Origin of the sequence: Coprococcus sp. AF99-45, assembly GCF_027663865.1 — a bacterium.
Taxonomy (GTDB): Bacteria; Bacillota; Clostridia; order Lachnospirales; family Lachnospiraceae; genus Allocoprococcus; species Allocoprococcus comes.
In genome coordinates, this window is sequence record NZ_JAQDGZ010000001.1 from 240,560 (window position 1) to 261,780 (window position 21,221).

General features: G+C 41.5%; 31 protein-coding genes and 1 pseudogene. 25 read left to right on the plus strand and 7 right to left on the minus strand.

Translation table 11 applies throughout. From position 1 onward, the window contains the following. Positions 1-5: 5 nt before the first annotated feature. From PGR14_RS01150 to recG, 6 genes are all read left to right on the plus strand, one after another. Positions 6-719 carry a CpsD/CapB family tyrosine-protein kinase gene (locus PGR14_RS01150; RefSeq protein WP_022219989.1) on the plus strand — a complete coding sequence of 238 codons (714 nt, stop codon included), beginning with the start codon at positions 6-8 and terminating at the stop codon, positions 717-719. A 107-nt stretch (positions 720-826) separates the two neighbouring features. Next, positions 827-1,015 carry a 50S ribosomal protein L28 gene (gene rpmB, locus PGR14_RS01155; protein ID WP_022219990.1) on the plus strand — a complete coding sequence of 63 codons (189 nt, stop codon included), beginning with the start codon at positions 827-829 and terminating at the stop codon, positions 1,013-1,015. A gap of 123 nt (positions 1,016-1,138) precedes the next feature. Next, entirely contained in the window at positions 1,139-1,261 is a 123-nt protein-coding gene (locus PGR14_RS01160) for a hypothetical protein (RefSeq protein WP_008375261.1), read from the plus strand. 44 nt (positions 1,262-1,305) lie between these two features. Then, positions 1,306-1,665 carry an Asp23/Gls24 family envelope stress response protein gene (locus tag PGR14_RS01165; RefSeq protein WP_008375262.1) on the plus strand — a complete coding sequence of 120 codons (360 nt, stop codon included), beginning with the start codon at positions 1,306-1,308 and terminating at the stop codon, positions 1,663-1,665. A 17-nt stretch (positions 1,666-1,682) separates the two neighbouring features. Continuing rightward, on the plus strand, positions 1,683-3,350 hold the full coding sequence (locus PGR14_RS01170; RefSeq protein WP_055157854.1) for a DAK2 domain-containing protein: 1,668 nt from the start codon (positions 1,683-1,685) through the stop codon (positions 3,348-3,350). 4 nt (positions 3,351-3,354) lie between these two features. Further along, complete coding sequence (gene recG / locus PGR14_RS01175) at positions 3,355-5,415, plus strand: ATP-dependent DNA helicase RecG (protein ID WP_055260615.1); 2,061 nt, start codon at positions 3,355-3,357, stop codon at positions 5,413-5,415. 40 nt (positions 5,416-5,455) lie between these two features. Here recG and PGR14_RS01180 read toward each other — a convergent pair whose 3' ends face one another. Then, positions 5,456-6,679: a transglutaminase domain-containing protein gene (locus tag PGR14_RS01180; protein ID WP_055247240.1), complete on the minus strand. Its 1,224-nt coding sequence runs from the start codon at positions 6,677-6,679 to the stop codon at positions 5,456-5,458. Positions 6,680-6,807: 128 nt separating this feature from the next. Between PGR14_RS01180 and PGR14_RS01185 the strand changes: the two are divergent. Beyond that, positions 6,808-7,689 (plus strand): annotated as a pseudogene (locus tag PGR14_RS01185) (carboxypeptidase-like regulatory domain-containing protein); the annotation flags it as partial. Positions 7,690-7,743: 54 nt separating this feature from the next. Here PGR14_RS01185 and PGR14_RS01190 read toward each other — a convergent pair. From PGR14_RS01190 to PGR14_RS01210, 5 genes are all read right to left on the minus strand, one after another. Continuing rightward, positions 7,744-9,231 (minus strand): recombinase family protein, encoded by a 1,488-nt coding sequence (locus PGR14_RS01190; protein WP_270222852.1) that lies wholly within the window; start codon positions 9,229-9,231, stop codon positions 7,744-7,746. Between the two features lie 353 nt (positions 9,232-9,584). Next, positions 9,585-10,346, minus strand: a complete 762-nt coding sequence (locus PGR14_RS01195) for a type II toxin-antitoxin system PemK/MazF family toxin (RefSeq protein WP_215633829.1) — start codon at positions 10,344-10,346, stop codon at positions 9,585-9,587. Positions 10,347-10,547: 201 nt separating this feature from the next. Beyond that, positions 10,548-11,045 (minus strand): hypothetical protein, encoded by a 498-nt coding sequence (locus tag PGR14_RS01200; RefSeq protein ID WP_270222853.1) that lies wholly within the window; start codon positions 11,043-11,045, stop codon positions 10,548-10,550. A 126-nt stretch (positions 11,046-11,171) separates the two neighbouring features. Then, the gene (locus PGR14_RS01205) at positions 11,172-11,696 is read right to left on the minus strand and encodes an NINE protein (RefSeq protein WP_215633831.1); all 525 of its coding nucleotides are present in this window, start codon (positions 11,694-11,696) and stop codon (positions 11,172-11,174) included. Positions 11,697-11,750: 54 nt separating this feature from the next. Beyond that, a complete protein-coding gene (locus PGR14_RS01210; protein ID WP_082424145.1) occupies positions 11,751-12,380 on the minus strand; it encodes a LexA family protein in 630 nt (209 codons plus the stop codon). Positions 12,381-12,537: 157 nt separating this feature from the next. Between PGR14_RS01210 and PGR14_RS01215 the strand changes: the two genes are divergently transcribed. Next, entirely contained in the window at positions 12,538-12,735 is a 198-nt protein-coding gene (locus tag PGR14_RS01215) for a helix-turn-helix transcriptional regulator (RefSeq protein ID WP_070098893.1), read from the plus strand. A gap of 51 nt (positions 12,736-12,786) precedes the next feature. Further along, complete coding sequence (locus PGR14_RS01220; RefSeq protein WP_055296924.1) at positions 12,787-13,005, plus strand: hypothetical protein; 219 nt, start codon at positions 12,787-12,789, stop codon at positions 13,003-13,005. 118 nt (positions 13,006-13,123) lie between these two features. On the opposite strand, the gene PGR14_RS01225 is transcribed toward PGR14_RS01220, so the two are convergent. Next, a complete protein-coding gene (locus tag PGR14_RS01225; RefSeq protein ID WP_215633832.1) occupies positions 13,124-13,732 on the minus strand; it encodes a hypothetical protein in 609 nt (202 codons plus the stop codon). A 104-nt stretch (positions 13,733-13,836) separates the two neighbouring features. Here PGR14_RS01225 and PGR14_RS01230 point away from each other — a divergent pair, with 104 nt between their 5' ends. The 16 genes from PGR14_RS01230 (at position 13,837) to PGR14_RS01305 (ending at position 21,194) form a co-directional block, all read left to right on the plus strand. Further along, the gene (locus PGR14_RS01230; RefSeq protein ID WP_156330621.1) at positions 13,837-13,980 is read left to right on the plus strand and encodes a hypothetical protein; all 144 of its coding nucleotides are present in this window, start codon (positions 13,837-13,839) and stop codon (positions 13,978-13,980) included. 36 nt (positions 13,981-14,016) lie between these two features. Further along, positions 14,017-14,253: a hypothetical protein gene (locus PGR14_RS01235; protein ID WP_055296928.1), complete on the plus strand. Its 237-nt coding sequence runs from the start codon at positions 14,017-14,019 to the stop codon at positions 14,251-14,253. Next, on the plus strand, positions 14,231-14,428 hold the full coding sequence (locus PGR14_RS01240; RefSeq protein ID WP_055296930.1) for a hypothetical protein: 198 nt from the start codon (positions 14,231-14,233) through the stop codon (positions 14,426-14,428). The genes PGR14_RS01235 and PGR14_RS01240 overlap by 23 nt, the downstream gene beginning before the upstream one ends. Beyond that, complete coding sequence (locus PGR14_RS01245) at positions 14,425-14,778, plus strand: DUF3846 domain-containing protein (RefSeq protein ID WP_055296932.1); 354 nt, start codon at positions 14,425-14,427, stop codon at positions 14,776-14,778. Before PGR14_RS01240 ends, PGR14_RS01245 begins: the two co-directional genes overlap by 4 nt. A 164-nt stretch (positions 14,779-14,942) precedes the next feature. Beyond that, positions 14,943-15,779, plus strand: coding sequence for a rolling circle replication-associated protein (locus PGR14_RS01250; protein ID WP_242859465.1), 837 nt, complete (start codon positions 14,943-14,945; stop codon positions 15,777-15,779). Beyond that, positions 15,691-16,131 (plus strand): RNase H family protein, encoded by a 441-nt coding sequence (locus PGR14_RS01255; RefSeq protein ID WP_082424149.1) that lies wholly within the window; start codon positions 15,691-15,693, stop codon positions 16,129-16,131. The genes PGR14_RS01250 and PGR14_RS01255 overlap by 89 nt, the downstream gene beginning before the upstream one ends. Beyond that, the gene (locus PGR14_RS01260) at positions 16,121-16,396 is read left to right on the plus strand and encodes a hypothetical protein (protein WP_055296937.1); all 276 of its coding nucleotides are present in this window, start codon (positions 16,121-16,123) and stop codon (positions 16,394-16,396) included. The genes PGR14_RS01255 and PGR14_RS01260 overlap by 11 nt, the downstream gene beginning before the upstream one ends. Further along, complete coding sequence (locus PGR14_RS01265) at positions 16,393-17,748, plus strand: ParB/RepB/Spo0J family partition protein (protein WP_215633833.1); 1,356 nt, start codon at positions 16,393-16,395, stop codon at positions 17,746-17,748. Before PGR14_RS01260 ends, PGR14_RS01265 begins: the two co-directional genes overlap by 4 nt. Position 17,749: 1 nt before the next feature. Continuing rightward, positions 17,750-18,031, plus strand: coding sequence for a hypothetical protein (locus PGR14_RS01270; protein WP_215633834.1), 282 nt, complete (start codon positions 17,750-17,752; stop codon positions 18,029-18,031). Next, complete coding sequence (locus tag PGR14_RS01275) at positions 17,988-18,341, plus strand: hypothetical protein (RefSeq protein ID WP_178413923.1); 354 nt, start codon at positions 17,988-17,990, stop codon at positions 18,339-18,341. Before PGR14_RS01270 ends, PGR14_RS01275 begins: the two co-directional genes overlap by 44 nt. Positions 18,342-18,417: 76 nt before the next feature. Beyond that, positions 18,418-19,536, plus strand: a complete 1,119-nt coding sequence (locus PGR14_RS01280; RefSeq protein ID WP_215633835.1) for a DUF4317 family protein — start codon at positions 18,418-18,420, stop codon at positions 19,534-19,536. Between the two features lie 75 nt (positions 19,537-19,611). Further along, the gene (locus PGR14_RS01285) at positions 19,612-19,833 is read left to right on the plus strand and encodes a hypothetical protein (protein ID WP_270222856.1); all 222 of its coding nucleotides are present in this window, start codon (positions 19,612-19,614) and stop codon (positions 19,831-19,833) included. A 2-nt stretch (positions 19,834-19,835) separates the two neighbouring features. Continuing rightward, positions 19,836-20,240 carry a hypothetical protein gene (locus PGR14_RS01290; RefSeq protein WP_270222857.1) on the plus strand — a complete coding sequence of 135 codons (405 nt, stop codon included), beginning with the start codon at positions 19,836-19,838 and terminating at the stop codon, positions 20,238-20,240. Next, positions 20,233-20,451, plus strand: coding sequence for a hypothetical protein (locus tag PGR14_RS01295; protein WP_178024565.1), 219 nt, complete (start codon positions 20,233-20,235; stop codon positions 20,449-20,451). The genes PGR14_RS01290 and PGR14_RS01295 overlap by 8 nt, the downstream gene beginning before the upstream one ends. A gap of 14 nt (positions 20,452-20,465) precedes the next feature. After that, a complete protein-coding gene (locus PGR14_RS01300; RefSeq protein ID WP_178024563.1) occupies positions 20,466-20,732 on the plus strand; it encodes a hypothetical protein in 267 nt (88 codons plus the stop codon). A gap of 231 nt (positions 20,733-20,963) precedes the next feature. Beyond that, positions 20,964-21,194 (plus strand): hypothetical protein, encoded by a 231-nt coding sequence (locus PGR14_RS01305; protein ID WP_215633838.1) that lies wholly within the window; start codon positions 20,964-20,966, stop codon positions 21,192-21,194. Positions 21,195-21,221: the final 27 nt, after the last annotated feature.

Here is a 21,221-nt window from a genome sequence, read left to right on the forward strand (position 1 = left end):
TTTTGTTGAAAAAGGTTAATTTATCGATTGAAAAGAAAAGCTACGGGGTGCGTGAAGCAATCCGGACATTGCGTACCAATCTGCAGTTTTGCGGAGATGATAAAAGAGTCATTCTTGTAACAAGCTGTGTGCCGAGAGAGGGGAAAAGCTCTGTTTCTGTTGCGCTGGCAGAATCAATTGCAGACATGGGAAAATCTGTTATTCTTGTTGATGCGGATATCAGGAATTCTGTTATGGCATCGAAACTTCAGATTACCGGTGCAGATAAAGGGCTGTCACACTTCCTCTCCGGACAGTGTGTGCTTGCAGATGTGATTATGGCGACAAATATTCCGAAATTTCATATTCTTCTTTCCGGACCGGAGGCTCCGAATCCGACAGAGCTTCTGGAATCCAAACGTTTTACCGGTATGCTGGAGTCCATGAAGAATGTCTATGATTATATTATCATTGACTGTCCGCCGCTTGGTCTTGTTATTGATGCGGCAATCATCGGACATCAGAGTGATGGCGCGATCATTGTTGTCGAAGCAGGTAAGACCAAATACCGTCTGGTGCAGAATGTAAAAGACCAGCTGGAAAATTCGGGAGTGTCCGTTCTTGGTGTTGTCCTTAACAAGGTAGAGCGTAAGAACCAGAAGGGATATTATAACAAATATTATGGCTCACAGAAGTATGAGGGCTATTATGGACACAATGAAGAAACAAAAAATGCATAAAAGTGAAAATAACACTTGCAATTGTTAAAAGTTTCTGTTAAAATAACTATTGTTGTGAGTCTGCAAGATTTGTAAGCGGACATTTCAGATCGTTAGGAGGTGCAATCATGGCTAAATGTGCTATTTGTGAAAAGGGTGCTCATTTCGGAAATAACGTAAGTCACTCTCATAGAAGATCATCTAAGATGTGGAAATCTAACGTAAAATCCGTTAGAGTTAAAACGGAAAACGGCGGAACACAGAAAATGTACGTATGTACAAGCTGCCTGAAATCCGGACGCGTTGAAAGAGCTTAATCTGAGCGGAATGATAAGAACCGAAGCTTTTAAGCTTCGGTTTTTTGCGTATACGATGAGTCAAATACGGAGTTATCCAGATTTGTGCTCGCACAAAAATCTGATTAGATCTGTATTTGGCGAATGTACGACAGTGGACTGTTAAGTGAGCTGCCGTATAATCAGGCAGGTGTCAGCATGCCTGATTATCGGGCTGCATTGGTTGTAAAAGCATTGGAAATAGAGTATAATATTTTCAACGTTTAAAAATAGATTTATTGATATGAATTTTGAGAATTGGAGGATGGCATATGAAGGGAAGTATGAGTACTGATTTAGGAATCATCACGATCGATCCGGAAGTGATCGCAAAATATGCAGGATCTGTAGCAGTTGAATGTTTTGGAATTGTCGGTATGGCAGCTGTCAGCATGAAAGATGGTCTGGTAAAACTTTTGAAAAAAGAAAGCCTTACAAAGGGAATCCAGGTCGGAATCTCTGATGAGAATAAGATTACACTTAATTTTCATGTGGTCGTAGCTTACGGAGTAAGTATTTCAGCAGTAACAGACAATCTGATCAGCAACGTGAAGTATAAAGTTGAAGAATTTACAGGTATGAGCGTCGATAAGATCAACATCTATATCGAAGGCGTCCGCGTGATCGATTAATTAAGGAGGAACTTGTTGTGGCAACAAAGAGTATCGATGTAGAACTGCTTGCGAAGATGTTTCTTGCAGGCGCACAGAATATAGAAGCAAAAAAGGAATATATCAATGAACTGAACGTGTTCCCTGTACCGGATGGTGATACAGGAACCAATATGTCTATGACAATTATGGCGGCAGCGAAAGAAGTAACTGCACTGGAAGGCATGGATATGGCTTCTCTTGCGAAGGCAATTTCATCCGGTTCTCTCCGTGGTGCAAGAGGTAACTCCGGTGTTATTCTATCCCAGCTGCTCCGCGGATTCACAAAATCCATCAAGACGGAAAGCGAAATTGATGTACCTGCACTTGCAAGAGCAGCTGTACGTGCAAAAGAGACAGCATATAAGGCTGTTATGAAGCCGAAAGAAGGTACGATTCTTACCGTTGCAAAAGGGGTGGCTGAAAAGGCTCAGACACTTGCAGAGGAGACAGATGATCTGGAAGAATTTCTCCCGAAGCTGATTGAAGAGGCAGAGACTGTTCTGGCAAAGACTCCGGATATGCTTCCTGTATTAAAGGAGGCAGGTGTTGTAGATTCCGGCGGACAGGGACTTCTGGAAGTACTGCGCGGGGCATATGATGCATTCCTCGGTAAAGAGATTGACTACAGCGCACTTGCACCAACTCCTCAGGCTGTTAATGCAACAAAGGTTGAAACTGAGGGTACAGTGGATATCAAATTTGGATACTGTACCGAATTTATTATTCTTCTGGATAAAGAATTTACAGAAAAGGATGAAATAGAATTTAAGGCTTATCTGGAATCCATTGGTGATTCTATCGTATGTGTAGCAGATGAAGACGTTGTTAAGATACATGTTCATACGAACGATCCGGGACTTGCAATCCAGAAAGCACTTACTTATGGACAGTTATCCCGTATGAAGATTGATAATATGCGTGAAGAGCATCAGGAAAAGCTGATCAAAGATGCAGAAAAGCTTGCAGCAGCCCAGAAAGAGAAAGAAAAAGCCAAAGAGCCACGTAAAAAGGTCGGATTTATTGCTGTTTCGATCGGAGAAGGATTAAATGAAATCTTCAAAGAACTTGGCGTGGACTACATTATCGAGGGTGGTCAGACCATGAACCCGAGTACGGAAGATATGCTGACAGCGATCGATCATGTAAATGCAGACTATATTTACATTCTTCCGAATAATAAGAATATCGTAATGGCTGCAAATCAGGCGCGTGATCTGACAGAAGACAAGGATATTATTGTAATTCCGACAAAGACCGTTCCGCAGGGAATCACAGCAGTTCTGAATTACAATGCAGAAGAAGATGTGGATACAAATGAAGAGACGATGCTGGAAGCGATCAAATGTGTAAAAACAGGTCAGGTGACTTATGCTGTCCGTGATACCCACATCGATGATAAAGAAATCCATGAAGGTGATATCATGGGAATTGGTGATGCAGGTATCCTTGCAGTTGGCAAGTCTGTCGATGGTACTACAAAGGACATGCTGGCGCAGCTGGTAAATGATGATTCTGAACTGATCAGTCTCTATTATGGAGAAGAAGTTTCCGAAGAAGAAGCAGAAAAGCTGACAGCAGAGATTGAAGAATTATATCCGGATATGGACGTAGATGCACACATGGGCGGACAGCCGATTTATTACTATGTGTTGGCGGTAGAATAGGCTTATGAATGAGCAGTCAGAAATCCGTAACCTGAAAGGAATCGGGGCAAAAACCGAGGAACTGTTTCACAAGATGGGAATTTTTACCATCGGCGATCTGCTCCGTTATTATCCCAGAGGATATGATGTATATGAAGAGCCGGTAAGCGTAGGAGAGCTGGAAGAAGGAAAGATCAGCACGGTAAAAGGTGTGATATACGGAAGAGTACAGGTTGGAGGAGGAAAGCGTATGCAGATTACGACAGCATACGTAAAAGATCTGACTGGTACTTTGAAGGTGATCTGGTTTCGTATGCCATTTCTGCGTAATACATTGAAGCAGGGAATGCCGGTTATCATAAGAGGACGGGTAGTTTCAAAAAAGGATCAGCTGATTATGGAGCATCCAGAGTTATTTTCACCACCGGATAGTTACGATAAAAAGTGTGGAACTCTTCAGCCAATTTATCCGTTAACTGCCGGTATGACGAACAATGCGGTAGCAAAAGCGGTTAAAGGTGCGATGGAATATCTGGATCTCGTCTCTGATGATCTACCGAAAGATCTGCGCCTTCGATATCATCTGGCTGAGTATAACTATGCGATCCGCGGGATACATTTTCCACTGGATAAGGCAGAATTCTACCATGCAAGAGAGAGACTTGTATTTGAAGAATTTTTAGTTTTCGTGCTTGCTCTTCGCAGGACGAGGGAGCGAAATGAGCGTGCCGAAAACGGATTTATGATAAAAAGGCGGTCGGAAATCGACCGCTTTCTTGCAAATCTGCCATATGAACTGACCGGAGCGCAGAAGAGAGTCTGGGAACAGATCCAGGAAGAGATGTGCGGAAAGCTAGTGATGTCACGCCTGATCCAGGGGGATGTTGGCTCTGGTAAGACAATAGTAGCGCTTCTGGCTCTTCTTCTGGCGGCACTGAACGGTTATCAGGGCGCAATGATGGCTCCGACAGAAGTTCTGGCCAAGCAGCATTACGAATCAATCATAGAGATGCTGGAAAAGTATCAGATTCCGGTGAAAACCGAGCTCTTGACCGGGTCGATGACAGCAAAGGAAAAAAGGGAAGCTTATCAGAGGATTGCTGCGGGAGAAGTGCAGATTGTTCTGGGAACCCATGCACTGATCCAGGAGAAGGTGGAATACCAGAATCTGGCACTTGTTGTTACCGATGAACAGCACCGATTTGGTGTCCGTCAGAGAGAGGCACTTGCCGGGAAAGGACAAATTCCTCATATTCTTGTAATGAGTGCGACACCGATTCCTCGAACATTGGCAATCATTTTATATGGAGATCTGGATATTTCGGTGATTGATGAACTTCCGGCAAACCGTCTGCCAATCAAGAACTGTGTGGTGGATACCAGTTACCGACCGACTGCTTACCGCTTTATGCAGAAGCAGGTCGCCGAAGGAAGACAGTGCTATGTGATTTGCCCGATGGTAGAAGAGAGCGAGGCAATGGATGCAGAGAATGTTCTTGACTATGCGCAGCTTCTGCAAAGTGAGATGGGTGACAAGATCCGGATCGCTGCGCTTCATGGGCGGATGAAACAGGCAGAAAAAGACGAGATCATGGGAGCATTTGCAAAGAATGAGATCCAGGTCCTGGTGTCGACAACAGTTATCGAGGTTGGTATCAATGTGCCGAATGCTACGGTGATCATGGTGGAGAATGCTGAGCGTTTTGGACTGGCACAGCTTCATCAGCTCCGCGGGCGCGTAGGACGTGGCAGACACCAGTCCTATTGTATTTTTATGAGTGGTTCGAAGACGAAAGAGACAAAAAAACGACTTGAGATCCTGAACAAATCCAATGATGGATTTTTTATTGCGAATGAAGATCTGAAGCTTCGGGGACCAGGAGATCTTTTTGGAATCCGGCAAAGCGGATTAATGGATTTCCGGATCGGAGATGTGTTCCAGGATTCGGAGCTTCTGAAAAAAGCAGGAGAAGCATCGGGGGAAATCCTGAGGGAAGATCCACTGTTAGAAGGCGAAAAATATAAACTGCTTGGTGAAAAGCTTGCGGCATACATTTCGGGAAATAATCTGGAAACGACGTTGTAGATAAAAAGATAGTGGGCAAATTGTTCTGCCCACTATCTTTTTATTCATAAAACCAGTAAATAATAAATTTGTTAAGGGATGCTTCTTCACTGTATGAATAAGAAACCTGCCAAAGCCCATATAGCTCACCCAGGTATCCTGCACCTTCTTCCATGAGGGTTTCGTGCATTTCATCCACGACCTCCTGATAGACTGCATCATCTGACATTTTAAATATCGTATAAGCCTCCTGGCTCTCAATCGATCTGTCGATCACTTCTCGCAACATACCAGGCTCATAGGTATCATAATACATGCCGTTCAGCTGATAATAGTTCAGATTTTCAGACTGACATGACGGATATACATAGTCCGTGCTGATCATATGTGTTTTTTCTAGCTCTTTTTCACTGCAGCAGAGATAATCGTAAGCAATCAGGTTCGGTATCTGATAGCCATTATCTTCGCCGAGAAAAATCGGATCTCCCCAGGTTGTATCTACATAATAATACTGACCATTGCACTGAACAATATTCCATGCATGGTCTGCGACGCCTCCATTTGGATCTGTAGTCTGTCCGGTTACATAGATACAGTAAATACCCAGTTGTTGCAGCAGATACTGGCAGCTTTTTGCATAGCCGGCACAAACCGATCTTTTTCCGACAAGAGCACTGTAAATATTCTGGTTATCCGGTGCATCAAGATCATAATCTACGTTATCTATGAGATAGGTGTAAATGTATTTTATCTTTTCGTATTCATCTGAAAGGTCTGAAATGCCAGAAAGACAGGAGGTTCTTGCCGATTCAATCTCCTGATTCCGTTGTTCTTTTTCTTCTCCCTCATAAAGATAATTGGGCTCTATTACTACATATCGGCTCTGCCCTTCAGACTGAGAATATTCTGTGGAAGTCGCATTTCCATCACACCAGAAAATTTCCGGTCTGTCATTTAACACATTCTGAAATACTTCATTTGCAGTATTCGCGTTGCTGCAATGCAGATAAATTTCTTTTTTATTTTCCTGGATACCCTGAAGAATTTCCCGGTAAACCGTTTGCTCTTCATCAGAAAGCTGTTCATAGTAGAATTCTCCGGTAACCTCTGCATCCGTAATTTTTTCCTGTTCATAAGGAACTTCTTCCGGCGCGGAACTCTCTGCTTTCGGAGTGGCTGACATTTGTCTGCCGATCAGGATTCCTCCGGATATAAGACAGAGACAGCCAAGTCCCAAAAGAATGAACGAAAAAAATTTCCCTGTTTGATGCATCTTTTTTCGCATAATCTATTTAATTCCTCCAAATACTCATCTGTATGTTTCATCATAACATACCCTTCATTTTTGCACAACACGGACATTTTTTACATATAATGTTTCTGACAGTATAAAAAGCCTTGAGGATATCAGATATGAGATTTTTGAAAGCCATGCAGACTTCTGATCGGGGAAATTTGCAGATACAGATTACTTCGTCTATTGATTCTTTTCCTGTTCCAGATGCGTCAATCCGTATTTCCTATACAGGTATTCCTGAAAACACACTGGAAGAACTGACAACCGATAGCTCCGGACAAAGTGAAACTATTGAGCTTGACGCACCGCCTGTGGAGTATAGCCTGGATGCAACAAATGAAGAACAGCCATATGCGGAATATACCCTGGAAGTAAACGCTCCGGGATTCGAGCCGGTCAACATCGCAGGAACGGAAATACTGGCCGGTGTGACGGCAATTCAGAAGATTCGTCTGCGTCCACTTGTCACGGAAGACCAGACCCCGGAAATCTTTGTGATTCCTGCACATACTCTGTACGGTGTGTATCCGCCGAAAATCCCGGAAAACGAGATCAAGCCGGTAAACGAAACCGGTGAGATTGTGCTAAGCAGAGTTGTCGTGCCGGAATACATTGTTGTTCATAATGGCTCACCACGCGATTCTACCGCACAGAATTATTATGTAAAATATAAAGATTATATTAAAAATGTTGCTTCCAGTGAAATCTATGCAACATGGCCGGAAAATACGATCCGGGCAAATGTACTGGCAATCATGTCTTTTACGCTGAACCGGGTTTATACCGAATGGTATCGCAATCAGGGCTATGATTTCACAATTACATCTTCTACGGCTTTTGATCACAAATGGATTCCGGAACGAAATGTTTTTGACTCCATTTCTACAGTGGTGGACGAACTGTTTGCAGATTATCTTTCCAGACCGAATGTAAGGCAGCCGATTCTGACACAATACTGTGACGGAAGACAGGTTCAGTGTCCGAACTGGATGACCAAATTGCCACAACCGATAAAGTAGCCGGAAAGCCCGTAAATACGTGGGTTTCCGGCATTATGAGTGGTATAAAAAGAAATGAATTTTCAGAGTATCGGATTCCCGATCGTAAACAATCTTATCTATAATCTGCTTTAAAGCTTCATTTTTCTGGACAAGAGAGTAAGAATCAGAAACCAGAATATCATGGACGGAGCTTACCCGATCCAGCATTTTAGGAGTAGGATCATCCGGAATCTTATCCGGTGTATTTTCTTCCAGCTCTGCAAGCTGCCGTTCCAGAGAGTCTCTTTCTTTGGCAATCAGAGCTTTATTTTCTTTATATTCTTCCAGTGTATCAATACCCTCTCTGTATGACGCACGTATCCTGTCCTCTTTGCCTTTCAAACTGACAAGGCGTTCACTTATAAGGGTACGCTCATTAGAAAGCTCCTGTGGGCGAATTTCGCGCATTTCATAAACAATCGAATTGGAACCAAGAGCTTCTTCTAATGCTTTCAGGACTTCCTTTTCGATCACCAGAGAGCTTACACCGTGTGGTTTATCACATTTTCCTTTGCTGTATCCGTAGCAGGAGAAGTACGCATATTTTTCCCCGTTGGCTCGCTTCATGGTCGTAGCGGTCAGTGTGCGCCCGCATACCGGGCATTTCAGAAGTCCGGACAACCAGTGCTTATATGTAGAAGAGGGGCGCTTTCCAACCGGTTTATAGATCTTTTTCAGGCGTTCCTGGGCGGCATCGAAGAGTTCTTTACTTATAATCGCCTCCTGCATTCCGTCAGCAATGATCCACTCGTCCAGGTCTTTGATCCGGTTGGTGGCGTTTTCCATCCGGTTCCATCGGATCATACCGCAGTAGGATGGATTTTGAATAATATATTCGATACTGCGCCGTTCAAAAGCTTTCCCGTGGGACGTTTTCAGTCCGAGAGAGTTCAGATGTCGGGCAATATCAAAGAAACTCATTTTCCCATTTACATATTTATCAAAGATCATACGGACAATCGCAGCTTCTTCCGGAACGATAACCGGAGGCTTGCCACGTTCTATAACTTTATAGCCAAGCGGCGGTCTTGCCTGGTATGCACCGCGGGTAGCGTTTTCTTTCATGCCACGGAATACCTCACCGGATAAGCGAATGGAGTAGTATTCATCCATCCACTCTATGATACGTTCGATCAGAGAACCGAACGGACCGTCTGCCAGTGGCTCGGAGATGCTGATCACATCTACATTATGTTGCTTCTTTAAAAGAGATTTATACACAATGGATTCTTCCTGATTCCGGGCGAACCGGCTGAATTTCCATACCAGGATGCAGTCAACCGGATGATCGGGACCTTTGGCCAGACCAATCATTTCTTGAAAACCGGGACGTTTATCGGCTTTTCTTCCGGAGATACCGAGATCCGTGAAGATCTTCAGGATTACAATATTATTTTTGGCTGCATAATCCCGGAGGAGATGCTCCTGGGAATCCGGAGAGATTTCTTCTTGATCGTGCGTGGATACACGGATATATCCGTATGCATATTTTAGGCTCATTGTATCAGCTCCTTTGTATTTTATGTAAAAAAGGGTACAAAAATAACAGCCAGCAGAAGAACATGAGTTCTGCTTGCGGTGGCTGCCCGAAGATGATACACTATATTTTGAACGTACTGGTGTATCCTTCGGGGCATTAGTCTTGAGCCGTTCCTGTTGGCGCAGGAGCGGTTTTATTTTGAAAAAATGTTTATATAACGTAAAAGACCTCGCATTTCTACGAGGTCTTTCAATAAATACGGCTCGCCAGATGACTGGGAGCATTGTCTTGTATACTGCCGGTTAACGGCTTTGTTTTAGCTTATTTATTATATACCTCATTATATGAAAATGTCAATAAAATATGTTGATTTTTAAATTTTTCTATTTGTAAAGTTAGAAATAATTTCCTGATCTATGCGATCAAGCTTTTCGTTGGAAAGCTTTACATTGCTTAAAATATCGAAATTAGTTTTCGGATCATAAATTCGTATTTTGCTGATGGTTGTGATTTGTCCAACTAAAGCAATACTACCAAGTTTTGCTTTATTGATTTCGTTTCTCATTCTTTTTAATAACAATAAATCCCTTGCACAATCCTCTAAATCCTTTTGGAATTTATGCATGTCTTCTGGATGAGTTTTGTAAGTGGCGTCAACTTCTTTCTTGAGGTCAAAGACTTTCTTTTCCAGAGGTCTTTGAATATAAGTAATTTTGGAAACTAACCCTGTGTATAGTTCGTTACCTAAATAGATACAACCTTTATGAAGATGATCTACATCAGATTTCTTCTTAACAGAGGTAAGCGGAACAACAGTTATTACAGGGGAGTTCTTTGAATTATTTTTTTCGACAACAACGCAATAGTGCAACCCACCTTCTTCGCTACCAATATTATAACCAAGATGGACTTTTATGATTTCACCTCGTTTGTATCTTCTTAAACTGGATGGGGAAAAACGAGATTCAAAATCGAGAAAAGTAGACCAATCTTCAAGCCAATAACTTAATTTGTCAGCTTTTCCACGGGTTTTAGAATCTGGACTATTGATCAAAGAGTCGATATAGTGTTCCATTTTTGCCAAAGCCTTTTCTTTATGTCGTTTAAGCTCTTCTTTTGTTAAATTACGTCCCATATATTCACCTCATTTCTTTTGGAAACAAAAATGTAATTGTTTATATAGTTACGATTAGTTCTCTTGCGCGGCTGCTCCGGAGAGGATACAATATTATTTGGATTTAGGTATCTCTTCGGAGTGCTTAATAGAGAAACATATTGGCGTATGTTTCATCCTATGACCGTTCCTGTTGGCGCAGGAGCGGTTCTTTTATTTATATTATTCTATCTGATCAAGGGTTATAGTTTTTGTTATTCCGGAAACTGTTACCTGATAGGTAATCTGCTTGCTTGAATCGGAATAAGAAAACTCTTTTGTATCGTCCAGAGAGGCGAGAAGAGCGGAATCGGTTGCTTCTTTGTCTCTGGTAGATGTCCAAGTATATTCTTCAGAATATTCTGTAGGAGCAGTATAGGTTCCAACCCAGTAAACAGCAGTCGTGTTTCCTTCATCCATGATCCAGTTTATTGTGATGGTATCCTCTGTAATATCTGCCTGCATCCAAGTACCGTCATCGTCTTTATATTCCCATTTTCCAGTCAGCACGACAGGTTCTTTGACTTCTTCCTTTGCTTCCTCTTTTGGAGTTTCGGCAGATGCTTCTGTCTTCTTGGATGATTCTTTTGTTCCTTTTGATGAATCGGAGCTATTGCCGCAGGCTGTAAATGACAGTGCCATGCTTCCGATCAGAATCAATGCTACAAGTTTCTTTTTCATAATTTTTCCTCCTCATATAAAGTGGTTCTATATAATCGCATATGCGGTTATACCAATTTCATCACCGATAACTGTGGTATAAAATACACCACATAATTATCCACCTGTTTACAGATCCCGTACTTATTACTTTTTTTTATAAAATGACAGAGTGATCATTACATTTCCGCAATCTATGGATTCGTATGTTGCTATTACATAACGGTTCGGAGAAAGATAATCGTGTATCATGTCCTGCAATTGACCTTTATGGATATAACCGATATTTGTATTTTTCCAAGTGAAAAAAATTGCACGGCTATCGTATTTGTTTGTTGGTTCCGGCTGAATACCAAGCGAAGAACCGAATGGAATATCGAAATAAAAAGGTTCTTTAGTGCAGAGGTTAACCTGATTATAATTGTACGCTAAGTTATAAGAATTATCATTAATATGTAATATTCCAGGAACAGAAGGCGCGATATACTGCTTTAACTGGAACGATGAAGGTGAAGAAGAAAAAGCTTTAAATATATCGTAAATCCATCCAATTCCGAATAAACCAAATGTGAAAAGGTAAAGAATCCCCATTCCAATTTTTTTATCAATAAATTTATGAAGACCAAACCATCCACCCAAAATAGTTACAATAATTCTAACTGTTTTATTCATAAAATCCTCCAATTTGCGTTAAAAATAAATACATGAATGTGTGTTTGTATCCGCTTAAAATTTTCGCCGTAGTTCTACAACTTTCCCGATAATTTTAACAGGCTTCTCGCTGATTTCTTTTTGGCTGAAATACATAGGTTCGTAATTAGGATTTAGCGAAATAAGAGCAATACTATCTGCATATTTCTTTAGCCTTTTACATACGCCATCGTTTCCGTTGATAAGAGCAATAACGATTTCGTCAGACTCGGCATCATCTTGTTTTCTAACAATTACTGTGTCTCCGTTATGAATATCTGGTTCCATTGAGTCACCACTAATTTTTAATCCAAAAAACTCACCTGTTTTTGCTAATTCTTCAGGGATTTCTTCTTCATCTACAATATCCGTAATGGCTTCTAGTGGAATGCCGGCGGCAACGCGTCCAAGAACTTTTATTATATTAGATTTAGGAAAAGGTTGCTCGGTATGTTCGTCTATTAAAAAAGATTTTTCAATATGGAAATAATCGGCAAGTCGTTGAACTTTTCCCATTCTTGGCAAAGCTATACCTTGACACCATGTATTAAATGTTTGCGGAGAAACAGATATCGCATCAGCGACTTCTTTTTGGGTTTTATTTGCTTTGGACAAATAAAAGTTTAAGTTCTTAGAAAAAATTTTTTTCTGTTCTATATCAGTCATATTTTGTCACCTCTTTCATAATCACATACTACAATATAATTTGACTAAAATCAACTAAAAATCAAAAAAAATTGTATTTTAGTGTTGACATCAAATTAAATTTGACTTATAGTATAAGCGTAACGAGGAAAAATAAGATTTGTGGGAGGTGAATAAATTGAATAAGTTAAAAATTTCCCTTGCGGCGGCTAGAGTAAATGCTGAAATGACTCAAGAAGATGTAGCAAAGGAGATGCATGTCTCGAAAAATACAGTGGTAAATTGGGAAAAAGGTAAGTCAGAGCCTACAATTTCACAAAGCAGAGAACTTAGTAAGCTTTACAATATGCCATTGGAGTATATTTTTTTACCCTAATAATCAAATTAAATTTGATGCAAAAATAGATAGAGGAAGAGAGGTAAGAATGTGAAACTAAGAAAAATAATTGGTTGGATACTGGTTTTTGTGCCATTACTTCTTGTGACTGTTGGCGAACGTTATTTTCCAACAGACATAAGCATTATGTTGATGCGGATATTGATGGGGCTTGGTTTATTGAGCATCAGCGTTGTGGGAACGTGCCTTATATCAAATGAATTGCCGATAAGAATAATTGTTGAGAAAGATGAAGAGAAAATGAGGTGAGGAAATGGGAATAGTGGTTGTCCTGTATATTGTTGGAATTGCTTTGATAATGGGATACCTGATAAACAGATATCCCAGAGAAAGAGTAGCTATTATATTCCTTTGTGCAATCGTTGTATTACAAGTTATCCAAAAATGTCTTCATCAAAAATAAAAAGAACAATGCATATGTAACAGCTAAAAGACGCGGAGATGCGAAACCGAGTAATAGGCTAAAAAATGCAATTGCTGGTAGTTCAATCCATATAAGAGCGAATATCATACGAATTTTAGAACGATATTGCCTGTAGTTAATTCGATAAGAAATACTGCGAACTGGGAGATGGGCTTGTTTACATAATTTGTCATATGTTTTGGAAATCTGATCGCAAATTTGGAACCATTGATTATAGCCATATTTATCCTCTTGCAGAGCAGATGGTTTTTCAAGCCAGCGAATCTCTTGACGTAAAACAGGATCAATAAGAAGAGAATGTGAGTTTTCTAATTCATAGTATTTAGAAAGAAAAGCATTTATGTCGTTAAGAGATACTTTTTTGTATAAAAAAGGTTCGATTTCTAAAAAGAGTGGATGGTATACCTTATCTAGTCTTTCACGAGCTAAAGTAGATAAATTAGAGTTTCGACTAATTAGTAATGTAAAGATGCCAAGAGTAAGAGTGACAGATGGCTCTAATAAAATATTTATAATTTTTTCTAAATCGATATTTGATACAAACGAAAGCATGATGATTATCCTTTCATAATTTGATACGGAAATTATACCAGACAGTAGTAGGACAAATCAACAAGTACAATCAGTATCGCATAGTTTAAAGAGAGGTGGTGGATTTGCAACATATTTTTATTGCAGAAATTGATGGAAAAGAAATTGACATGGCAGCCATGATGCCGGAAGAAAAGCAGAAGGCAATCATGGAAATGACCAGAAAGTTTGTAGAACATTTAGGATACCAGCAGGAGAAAACCGCGTAAGCGGTACCAGTTGGACAAGCAAAGGAGGGATAAGAGATGTTTTACAAGATCGCAAAGATACTCAGCGTAACGGCAAGCATTACCGGAATCTTGATGATGGCTGGTGCGTGCTCAGTGAAAAGTCAGGAGCTGTTTTACTTATATGCAGCACTTGGAATCACAACACTTACTACCGGAGCATTTGCACTGGAATACTTCCGGATCCGGGAAAGCCTGGAACGGAAAAGAAAAATAAGGGAGGCGAGGGAGCATGCCAGAAGAGAAGCAGCGTAAAAGGCGGATCAGAGTGGAGAAGCTGGATGAATGGATTGAGACTATGAAATCAATAGAAAGAGTCAATCGTGAATCCGAATATTTCAAACAGAGTGCGATCCCGTATTTAGAACAATATGTAGACAGCCTGAAAGAAGCAGGCAGAAAAACAGTAGTATTGGAGGACAAGCAGTGAAAACAGTAAAAGTAACACCGGATAACATTATATCGGTAATTGATGTAAACTTTGATGATTTCCGTGATCTACAGAAAGCAGTAGGCGGGCGTTTTGAAATCGTAAGCACGAAAACCTTATTTGAGACATTTAAGATGCCTATGATCATGCTAGTGGATGAGGACGGAAGAATGAAACAGAAAGAAGTCAACCGCCTTGGATCGTACTTTTATGATACAGATAGGCACGGATGGCCAATCTTAGGAGACGTTGTATTTGCAATCGCAGCCGGAGAGGATATCGAGGCACCATCAGATGCAGAAGCCTTAAAGATATTCCTGAAAATGAATTTTTCATATTTAGAAGAATAAAAAACGCTTGCGAAAAGAAATATCGCAAGCGCCGCAACCATAAAGGTACACGAATAATCTAAGCACTTATAGTGTACCTTTTAGCGGCTGGAAAGTCAAGTATTTACAGGGCGACTGCCCTTTTTAATAACTTGATAAGACTATTAAAGTTATGAGGACACGCTATGAGAATCAGACGAGTGACATACGATTTGGGAAACGTAATAGAGAGACAGGAATATCTGGACGGAAGGTATGGAGCACCGGGAGAGAAGAGAGCCAAGAAGAAGAAAGCCACACCGGAGGAAGTGGAGCAGGTCAACCAATGGACCAGGGAAAGGAAAGCACGTCACAGACTCCGGATGTATTTTAAGGTCAATGACTACTTTTTCACATTGACATATCCGAAAGAGGAACGTCCGCCGGACATGAAGCAGGCAAAGCAGGATTTCAAAGAGTTTTACCTGTTCTGCAAGAAGGAATACAAGAAAAGAGGACAGGAGCTCCGCTGGATCCGCAATATTGAATGTACCCCGTCCGGTAACTGGCACATCCATGTGGTTCTGAATCGAATACCGGATACAGATCTGATCATAGCTGTAGCCTGGAAACACGGAAAGGTTCGTAATAAGCAGTTACTCTATGAGAAAGGCGAGTTCCGGAAGCTGGCGCAATATGTTACCAAAAACGAGAAAACCCAGAAAAAATACGTGGATGAGGGCGTACTGGATCATGAGATTGCAGAAGCCAATTTTTCTACGTCTCGGAACATGCCGCTTCCAGAACCCAAAACAAAGATTTTATACCGGTGGCCGAAAGAACCAAAACCGCCGAAGGGATATTACATAGTAAAGGATTCTTTTTACGAAGGGATCAACAAAGCAACCGGATTCCCGTACAGACACTACGAAATGATCCGGATAAGGAGAGAAGATGAAGATAGAACTATACACAGAGGTAAACTTCCGGGGACCAACCGCAAAAAACGGAAAGTGCATCGCTCTGGTGGAGTGCGAGACTAAGAAAGGACCGGCAGTGAAAGCACAGATCGAGACCGAACAGAACACGACCTACCACAGAATGAGCATGATCGCTATCCTTGTCGGTCTGAGAATGCTCCGACCGTGTGAAGTGACTGTCTACACGCCGGATCAGTTCCTGGTCACCACCATAAACGAAGGAAACATGGACAAATGGAAACGGGAAGAGTGGCGCAGACCACATGGAAAAGAGATCAAGAACAAAGAGCTCTGGCAGGAGCTGTCGGAGCAGATGGAAAAACATCGTGTAAGCTTAGAGTTTTCTGAGTCTACGCGGTATTCCGATAGACTACAGTCTAAAATGCGGGAAAAGGAAGAAAACAATGAAATATAGGCAATGGAAAAAGAATTACAAGAAAAAGTATGGAGCAAATCCTCCGTTCGAGCTGGATAAACGAAAACAACGGCGGTATGAAAGGAAAATGGCGAGGCAGATAAATATAACATTGCCGACAATGATGGAGACGTTAACAAAAGAGATTGACGGATGGATGAAAAGCCTAAAATCAGCACTTATTACGATGTGCGAAAGTATGGCAATAACGCTTAATGATATAGCAGGACATTTAAGAGAAGAAAGGGAGGAAAAAATAAAATGACAACCAGTGGAATAACGAATATCAACGCCAAGCTGATTCACCAGCATCCGGATAACCCACGAAAAGACCTGGGTGATCTGACGGAGCTGAGTGAGTCAATCAAGAAAAAAGGGATCATGCAGAACCTTACGGTCATTCCGGGATACTGGGACGAAAAACGTACACACCATGAAGAAGGATACACGCTGATCATCGGGCACCGCCGGTTCGCCGCCGGAAAAATGGCAGGCGTAACTATGTATCCATGCCGGATCGTAGAGGACATGAGCTATAAAGACCAGGTCGGAACCATGCTGGAAGAGAATATGCAGCGCATCGACCTGACACCATTGGAACAGGCAGAAGGATTCCAGATGATGCTTGACCTTGGAGATACAGAAGAACAGATTGCAGAGAAGACCGGATTCTCCAGGACAACCGTGCGCCGGAGGCTGGAGATTGCGAAGCTTGACCGGGATCTGGTGAAGGAAAAGACGGATGAAGACGGGGCATATCAGCTAAACCTAAAAGATCTTGCCCAACTGTCGAGAATCGAGGATGTTGAAACCAGAAACCGAATCTTAAAAGATGCAACAGACTCCAGACAGATTCAGTGGAAAGTAGAAGCAGAGATTAAAAACAGGGAGAGGGAGAAGAATAAAAAGATTATTGTCGAACTCTTGAAGGCAGCAGGAATCAAGAAAGCACCAAAGGAGATTGAAAAAAAGAAGTATACGGCAGAACTAAAAGAGGTAAAAACGTTCAATCTGGAGAAAGAACCACCAAAGAGAATCAATATCCGCGGAAAAGAACTGTATTATCTGGATGGTTGGAATGGGATTGATGTAGTGAAAAAACTCCCGAAATCAGAAAAAGTTGAAACAGAATGGGACAGGCAGAGAAAAAAGATAAAGCAGTTGAAAGCTTTACAGAAAAAAATGAATGAAAGAAAAAAAGAATTCATCCGGACAATAGCGGACGGGAAAATCGAACTGCTAAAAGATGAGGAACGCCAGAAAAATATTGAAAAGATGATCCGGAACATGATGGAGAAGTCCTGTTGGTTAGGAAATGGAATGGTTCTAAAATTTTTTACCGGGAAAAGCCTGTATGATGCGGATGAGAAAGAAAAGGAAGAAGCAGAAGAAAAAATACAAACACTGGATACACAGGTTTTATTACTGATTGCAATGAACGACATGATGGATGATCATACCGGGGATTTGGTAGGGTATTCCGGAGAATACAAAGAGGATGCCGGAAAGAGATACCAGGAATGCTTCAAAATTTTAATGCGTTATGGCTGGAGTTATGAAAGAGAAGAGGCGGATTTGGTTTACGGCAACCATGAGCTATACAAAAAGGAGTCCTAAGATGGAGCAGTTAAGTGTAGAAGACTGGAAACCGGATGCCTGCCCGAAAAATATAACCGTAGAAGAATATCTGGCCACATTTCCCAAAATCAAATTAACCCGCCGGGAATATCTCCGGACACTTCCATTGTATCACGCGGCTCTGTACCTTGCAGAGACAACCAAAAAAGTACACAGTTCACAGGACTGGTATTTATACCTGAATGAAAAAGTAGACCAAAGCGGGGAGGTGTTGATCAATGAATATGATGTTTCCGAAACCAACCAAACAGAAGAAACGTAAGAAGCACAAAAAAAGCATCATGCAGCCAAAAGGCGACCGCCGGTGCTACCTGTGCATGTTACTGGATGGAGATTTTACATACAAGCCATATCTGGAAGAGCATCATGTTTTGTTTGGTAACACCCATGCATTTGCAGAGGCGGAAGGGTTAAAAGTCAATCTCTGCCTGGAACATCACCGAAACGGACCGGCAGCAGTCCATAACAATGCCAAGAACGCGCGGATCCTGATGGCGAAAGCTCAGGAGGTTTACGAAAGAACCCATACAAGGGAAGAATGGATGAAAAACGCCGGAAAGAATTATTTATAGGCACCACAGGAAGTTAATATATCACAATTTCGCAGAGTGCATGGCTGCCCGGTGCGGCAGCCAGAAAGGAGCGACAATGAGGAAAGAGTTATTTGAGCTAAAAAGAACTATGAGAATAGATTTATGTAACATCACCAAAATTACCGGGTACATCGTAGACAACGCCCGGGATTGCCGGCTGGAATTTACCAAGACCTTTTCAAACATCCCAGAAACGGAAAGATTCAAATATCTGGACATTTTTGAAAAGGTTTTATCCGGAAAGCCGGGAAAAAATATGTTCCAGTTGGATTTTCTGGACAGAGAAAGAGCCAGATATTTAAATGCCATTACAAATACGGAGCTGAAGGATGATGAAGTGCGCCAGATCTTTCTGGAAGAGATTGCAGAAACAATTGACGTATCGAATAAGACCTATACACTGATTTTAATTGCCAGCGGAATCTATGATATTCCAAAGATTGCTAAAGATGGAACGGATCTGGATGAAAGTGAAGAGGTATACCGGTACATGATCGGATGCTTATGCCCGGTGGGGTTATCGGCAGCAGGATTATCTTATTCGCCAGATCTGGCAGATATCCAGGAACGGACAAGGGACTGGACGGTAAGTATGCCAACACAGGGGTTCTTGTATCCGGCATTCACGGACCGCCACAGTGATCCGGATCACATCTGGTACTACAACAAACGTCCGAACAATCCGGACAAAGGATTGATCACACAAATGTTATGGTGCAAATTACCGTCTACACCAGAAGAACAGAAAATTGCATTCCGGGAAAGCCTAAATGCAGTGAATGGAAAAGTAAGCATGGAACAGGCGAAGGATTTATATCATTCGCTTGGAAGAATTAAAGATATTAAATCGGATTCGGAAGATAGAAGACTGAAAGCGAGCGAGATAGAGAATGTCTTAAAGAACATCGGAATTGATCCGGAGGTGGCAGCAGAAAGTGCAAAAGGTTGCAACACTGCCGAGATTGACACAGAGAACACCGTAAATACAAAGCGGTTTGAAATCGGACTTCTGGATGCACATGTGACTGTGAATGCTGATCGGACGGATCTGGTATCAACCAGAGTGATTGATGGTGAAGAATACATTCTGATCAAAGCAGACGGTGGTATCTGTGCAAATGGAATCATTTTAGAGAACCGGGAGAGTGAGAAAGATGAAGAGGAAGACGACTAAACCGGGAAATATGCGGGCATTCATATATCCGGTAAGCAAGAAAATGCGCAAAGTAAGACGGAAAGGAACAAAAAAATGAAAATTGGAGACAAAGTACAGTTAAGACGTAGGATCTCCCAGAAAGGTGGAAAGAGCAGACTTGCCACGGAAAAAGTCACGATCCTTGGGATTTATCCGCATCATGTGCAGGTCAGGAATCAGAAAGGGATTGTGAGATCATATATAAACTGGGAGTGGCAGCAGTTAACCAGCAAAGAAGGAATGGAAGGCGTGGAATCGTGGCGCAGGAAGGGATAACGATGGAAAGATTAACAGAATGGATCGGAGAAGGAGAAGACCGGTGCGCTGTACCGAGAATGGATTTAAGGAAAAACGGACATCAGAAGTGCTGCAATAAGCTGGCAGAGTATGAGGATCTGGAAGAGGCTGGAATCATTCAAAAATGGATTCCGGTGAAATGGCATGTGATATTGGATACCGAACGGGAAGAGGAAGGAATTCCGGAAGACATAATCTATTATCTGGACTGTCCAATGCCGGAAGATGGAGAAGAAATCATAGTAACAGACGGAAAAAGAGTATGGACCGATGAAAACTGCATTGACATTGTAGGACATTGTTTGGAGAGCGGAAACGATTGGAAAGACATGAAAGCATGGATGCCATTTCCGAAGCCATACAAGAAAGGCGGCAGTAATGACTGAAAAAGAAGTATGCCTGATGTGCGAAAACTATTCTGAAGACACAAAATGTGATCAGCATGATAGCTGTAAACTCATGGCGGTATTAAAAGAAAATCGGGCACTAAAGAAAAAAGTAAGCCAGTTGAAACGTCAATTGGACGAATCGGAACTGAAAAGATCATACATGGTAAATCCAAGTGCAATTGGATACCGTAATGATATGGGATGGTAAAGGAGAAGGAAAAAATGGGAAGATTATCGAAAAAAGATATGGAAGAGCTAAGAGAAGCCTGCAGTTATGATTGCGGATATACCGATACAGAAGAAGTTGTAAAAGATATCACAGCACAGGTCCTTGAAGAACTGGATTCAGATACGACGTATGGTGATGAGGTTGGACTGGTAGACAGTGACAGAGGCGAAGAATTTACAACGCTGGATGAGTTTGTGAGGATCTTCTGGGATAAGGCAGCAGAAAAGATCCTGAATGTTGTAGAGACGCAGGGGAGATAAGAGAATGGAAAATAGAGAATTAAAAGAGTATCTTGCAGAATTTGCTGATAATGCACAAATGAGCATTATAATAGCGAATCCAAAAAAAGAAAGGTGTACATTCTTGAAGAGCTGTTTATGATCAAAGACGAAAAAATAGGACAACCGGTGCTTTGCATCCAGATCGCAGAAGAAAGAGATATGGACGAGGACGAAAGAAAAGCAGCCGAGCAGGATGAGAAAGGAGAGTAAATGGGGCGCAGTATTTACTTTACAAATCAGGAAATCGAAAAGCTTATTGATTATGTAAGTAATTCGGTTGAACTGTTGGGAGAAGCAGAAGGTACATGGGAGCAGACTGCCGAGGATATGGAAAATGGACTTGGATCGGCAATAAGAAAATTATATAAAGGCAGAAGAGGCGAAAAGATTTATGCAAAATACAAGACGAAAAGAGGGAAAGGTAAGAGATCAAATTTCTGAAACTTTTATTTTTCAATTTCCAAAAGA

What these genes read in the sequence shown, in the direction of transcription:
- PGR14_RS01160 (WP_008375261.1), top strand. Translation starts at nt 1,139, where the DNA reads ATGTACGACAGTGGACTGTTAAGTGAGCTGCCGTATAATCAGGCAGGT.
- PGR14_RS01195 (WP_215633829.1), bottom strand. Translation starts at nt 10,346, where the DNA reads ATGGGACGTAATTTAACAAAAGAAGAGCTTAAACGACATAAAGAAAAG.
- PGR14_RS01180 (WP_055247240.1), bottom strand. Translation starts at nt 6,679, where the DNA reads ATGCGAAAAAAGATGCATCAAACAGGGAAATTTTTTTCGTTCATTCTT.
- PGR14_RS01260 (WP_055296937.1), top strand. Translation starts at nt 16,121, where the DNA reads ATGAAATATAGGCAATGGAAAAAGAATTACAAGAAAAAGTATGGAGCA.
- recG (WP_055260615.1), top strand. Translation starts at nt 3,355, where the DNA reads ATGAATGAGCAGTCAGAAATCCGTAACCTGAAAGGAATCGGGGCAAAA.
- PGR14_RS01205 (WP_215633831.1), bottom strand. Translation starts at nt 11,696, where the DNA reads ATGAATAAAACAGTTAGAATTATTGTAACTATTTTGGGTGGATGGTTT.
- PGR14_RS01300 (WP_178024563.1), top strand. Translation starts at nt 20,466, where the DNA reads ATGGGAAGATTATCGAAAAAAGATATGGAAGAGCTAAGAGAAGCCTGC.
- PGR14_RS01270 (WP_215633834.1), top strand. Translation starts at nt 17,750, where the DNA reads ATGGAGCAGTTAAGTGTAGAAGACTGGAAACCGGATGCCTGCCCGAAA.
- PGR14_RS01225 (WP_215633832.1), bottom strand. Translation starts at nt 13,732, where the DNA reads ATGCTTTCGTTTGTATCAAATATCGATTTAGAAAAAATTATAAATATT.
- PGR14_RS01290 (WP_270222857.1), top strand. Translation starts at nt 19,836, where the DNA reads ATGGAAAGATTAACAGAATGGATCGGAGAAGGAGAAGACCGGTGCGCT.
- PGR14_RS01255 (WP_082424149.1), top strand. Translation starts at nt 15,691, where the DNA reads ATGAAGATAGAACTATACACAGAGGTAAACTTCCGGGGACCAACCGCA.
- PGR14_RS01295 (WP_178024565.1), top strand. Translation starts at nt 20,233, where the DNA reads ATGACTGAAAAAGAAGTATGCCTGATGTGCGAAAACTATTCTGAAGAC.
- PGR14_RS01275 (WP_178413923.1), top strand. Translation starts at nt 17,988, where the DNA reads ATGAATATGATGTTTCCGAAACCAACCAAACAGAAGAAACGTAAGAAG.
- PGR14_RS01285 (WP_270222856.1), top strand. Translation starts at nt 19,612, where the DNA reads ATGAAAATTGGAGACAAAGTACAGTTAAGACGTAGGATCTCCCAGAAA.
- PGR14_RS01305 (WP_215633838.1), top strand. Translation starts at nt 20,964, where the DNA reads ATGGGGCGCAGTATTTACTTTACAAATCAGGAAATCGAAAAGCTTATT.
- PGR14_RS01210 (WP_082424145.1), bottom strand. Translation starts at nt 12,380, where the DNA reads ATGACTGATATAGAACAGAAAAAAATTTTTTCTAAGAACTTAAACTTT.
- PGR14_RS01190 (WP_270222852.1), bottom strand. Translation starts at nt 9,231, where the DNA reads ATGAGCCTAAAATATGCATACGGATATATCCGTGTATCCACGCACGAT.
- PGR14_RS01265 (WP_215633833.1), top strand. Translation starts at nt 16,393, where the DNA reads ATGACAACCAGTGGAATAACGAATATCAACGCCAAGCTGATTCACCAG.
- PGR14_RS01165 (WP_008375262.1), top strand. Translation starts at nt 1,306, where the DNA reads ATGAAGGGAAGTATGAGTACTGATTTAGGAATCATCACGATCGATCCG.
- PGR14_RS01235 (WP_055296928.1), top strand. Translation starts at nt 14,017, where the DNA reads ATGTTTTACAAGATCGCAAAGATACTCAGCGTAACGGCAAGCATTACC.
- rpmB (WP_022219990.1), top strand. Translation starts at nt 827, where the DNA reads ATGGCTAAATGTGCTATTTGTGAAAAGGGTGCTCATTTCGGAAATAAC.
- PGR14_RS01280 (WP_215633835.1), top strand. Translation starts at nt 18,418, where the DNA reads ATGAGGAAAGAGTTATTTGAGCTAAAAAGAACTATGAGAATAGATTTA.
- PGR14_RS01250 (WP_242859465.1), top strand. Translation starts at nt 14,943, where the DNA reads ATGAGAATCAGACGAGTGACATACGATTTGGGAAACGTAATAGAGAGA.
- PGR14_RS01240 (WP_055296930.1), top strand. Translation starts at nt 14,231, where the DNA reads ATGCCAGAAGAGAAGCAGCGTAAAAGGCGGATCAGAGTGGAGAAGCTG.
- PGR14_RS01200 (WP_270222853.1), bottom strand. Translation starts at nt 11,045, where the DNA reads ATGAAAAAGAAACTTGTAGCATTGATTCTGATCGGAAGCATGGCACTG.